At 45.3% G+C, this 2,885-nt stretch carries 4 protein-coding genes; all 4 read right to left on the minus strand.

Annotated features, from left to right (window positions below; genetic code table 11):
* Positions 1–1,043: F0F1 ATP synthase subunit alpha (locus CXF78_RS18930; RefSeq protein WP_102037626.1), on the minus strand; the 1,043-nt coding region annotated here is incomplete at its 3' end.
* Complete coding sequence (locus CXF78_RS18935; RefSeq protein ID WP_102037627.1) at positions 1,027–1,863, minus strand: F0F1 ATP synthase subunit delta; 837 nt, start codon at positions 1,861–1,863, stop codon at positions 1,027–1,029. The genes CXF78_RS18935 and CXF78_RS18930, both read right to left, overlap by 17 nt.
* A 3-nt stretch (positions 1,864–1,866) precedes the next feature.
* Positions 1,867–2,148, minus strand: a complete 282-nt coding sequence (locus CXF78_RS18940; protein WP_102037628.1) for a F0F1 ATP synthase subunit C — start codon at positions 2,146–2,148, stop codon at positions 1,867–1,869.
* A 31-nt stretch (positions 2,149–2,179) separates the two neighbouring features.
* The gene (locus CXF78_RS18945) at positions 2,180–2,884 is read right to left on the minus strand and encodes a F0F1 ATP synthase subunit A (protein ID WP_102037629.1); all 705 of its coding nucleotides are present in this window, start codon (positions 2,882–2,884) and stop codon (positions 2,180–2,182) included.
* Position 2,885 lies beyond the last annotated feature (1 nt).

The raw sequence follows: 2,885 nt of genomic DNA on the forward strand, positions 1-2,885 counted from the left end.
TGCCCATCGGTAATTGAAATAAGATTTGTCGGAATATAGGCGGAAATATCCTGCGCTTCGGTTTCAATAATGGGGAGCGCGGTTAATGATCCTCCGCCTAAATTTGGGCTCAAGTGAGTTGCCCGCTCTAACAATCGCGAATGGATGTAAAAGATATCGCCGGGAAAAGCTTCACGACCGGGCGGCCGACGTAACAGCAGAGACAGCTCTCGATAGGCTCTGGCATGGTGGGTCAGGTCGTCATATACAATCAATACATCGCGGCCTTGCTGCATAAAGTATTCTGCAATACTGGTCGCTGCATAAGGGGCAATATAAGCAAGGCCTGGAGGATCATTGCCTTCGGTAACCACCACAATGGTATATTCTAAGGCGCCTTGTTCATGCAGTGTCGCAATCACTTTTGCCACACCTGAGGCGCGCTGTCCAATCGCGCAATATACGCAGAGTACATTTTTGTCACGCTGATTAAGTATAGTATCAACGGCAATGGCGGTTTTACCCGTTTGCCTATCACCGAGGATTAATTCACGTTGCCCAAGGCCAACAGGAATAAGCGCATCGATAACTTTAATGCCTGTTTGTAAAGGCACACTAACAGGTGCTCGATTCATAATTGCAGGAGAGGGACGCTCAACGGGTAAGCGTGCACTGGCAATCAGTCTGCCTTTGCCATCTAAGGGCTCACCGATAGGGTTGATAATACGGCCGAGCAGGCCTTCTCCCACTGGCACATCAACTAGATGCCCACAGCGTTCGACTTCATCACCTGCCTGCAAATGCCAGTAATCCCCAAGCAGTACCACACCTATTTCATCTTCATCAACATTAAAGGCAATGCCAAAAATATCACCGGGGAATTTCAGTACTTCTTCAAAACCGACCCCAGGTAAACCTGACACTTTTGCTATGCCAGTAGCAATACTGGTAATGGTGCCTATTTCTCGAGGTTGCAGTTGTGGCGAAAAAGACCGTCTCGCTTGCTGCAGAATCGAAAATGTCTGCTCAAATGTTGCTTGCAGTAAATCAGGCGCTAGCTTCATGACTGTCTGTCTTTGTTGTTGAGTGAGTATCGTTAGCTTGTTCAATATTCATAGGGGATTGCAGTAACTCGTCAACCCGTTTTGTCAATGAACTGAGGTATTCGTTAATACTCCACGAGATTTTTTGACCTTTGATACTGAGTTCAATTCCACTGATGACATCGGGCTCTATGGAAAATTGGATTGGTATGTCGTGACCCAATATTTTTTTAATAGCCGCTTCAATAAGTGAGCTCTGCGGTGTTGGAAGTGCAAAGGCGGTTCGAATTAAAAGAGGTTGTGCAGCGGCATTAATTGCCGGGGATATTGCTGATTGTAGCGAAGCTATTTCCTCATCGTTTAAGGTATTCAAACGGCGAATGAAAATATCTGTCATGGATGCTTCTAGAGAGGTTCCAGCGAGATCGCCAAGTACCTTACGCGCTATCGAGAATATTTCTTCCCGTGCGCGTTGGCTGATTGCCACTTGCAAATTGAGTTGCTCATTTTTAAGCGCTAATTGTAATTTTTTTCGTAGGCCTTGTGACTCCAGTCTTACAGCTTCAAGTAAACGAGCGCGTTCGGCTTCTGTTTCCTCTTTTAGCTTATTTATACGAGTGGTTTTTTGTTGCTCAAAATCGGCATTTTTTTGTTGAAACTCTTCTCGTTGAAGCTCTGCTTCAATTCTTTTAGCCTTAGTATCTGCTATTTCTGCGGCAATTCGTTTTTCACGGGCATCGATGGAATCAAGAATGGGCCGATATAAAAACCGCTTCAGTAGCCACACGAGTACCAAAAAATTTATCACTTGCGCAAATACGGTAAACCAATCGATTAACATAGCCTATATACCTGCAGCTTGGTCGATCACGTAATTCCAAAAAGGGTTGGCAAATAGCAGAATCATTGATACCACAAAGCAATAGATTGCAGTTGATTCTATCATCGCTAAACCAACAAACAGTGTGCGGGTAATGGTGGCTGATGCATCTGGCTGCTGGGCCAAAGAAGATAAAGCCGTCGCTACGGCCTTTCCTTCACCGAGTGAAGGTCCAATAACACCGATGGTGATGGTAAACCCTGCGGTGATAATCGATACCATTGCTATAATTGTTATGCTGTCCATAATCACTCCTAAATCAATTTAAGGTGGTGGTTCATTGTTGAGAGCCCGTTTTTGTATCTTGTTTCTCGGTGGTGGCCGAGCCATCTTGCGCAAGTTCGCGCTCCGGTTGTTGAATGCGAGTCGCCGCAGCGATGTACACGGTTGCTAAAATAAAAAAGATGTAGGCCTGTACCATGCCAGTGAGTAAACCGAGCAGAGTCATGACAATAGGAAACAAAAAGGGAGTAATACTCAACAGAATACCGAGGATCATCACTCCACTCATCATGTTGCCAAACAGTCGCACCGCTAAGGCCAGCGTACGCGACACTTCACTGATAAGGTTAAATGGCAACATAATGACAGTTGGTTTGGTGTAGGAGGCGAGGTAGCCGCGCAAGCCTTGCTTCTCTATACCAAACATAGGTACTGCTACAAATACACATAGCGCCAGCGCTACGGTACTGGAAAGTGAACCCGTAGGCGGTTCGAAGCCGGGGATCACCGTACAGATAGCTGAGGTGGCGATAAACAAAAATAACGAACCGAGAAATCCAAGATATTTATGAGGATTACTCAGACCAACCTCTTCAATCTGTTTGCTAATGGTAATGACCACCACTTCCAGCAAATTTTGCCAGCGAGAACGCTGCATATCCTTGGATAACTTTCTGGTAATCAGGATTGAGCCAATCACCAATAACATCATTACTATCCAAGTAAATACAATGGTTGCGTTGAGCTTTACAAAGCTCATT

It is taken from the genome of Shewanella sp. 11B5 (assembly GCF_002836795.1).
Lineage (GTDB): Bacteria > Pseudomonadota > Gammaproteobacteria > Enterobacterales > Shewanellaceae > Shewanella > Shewanella frigidimarina.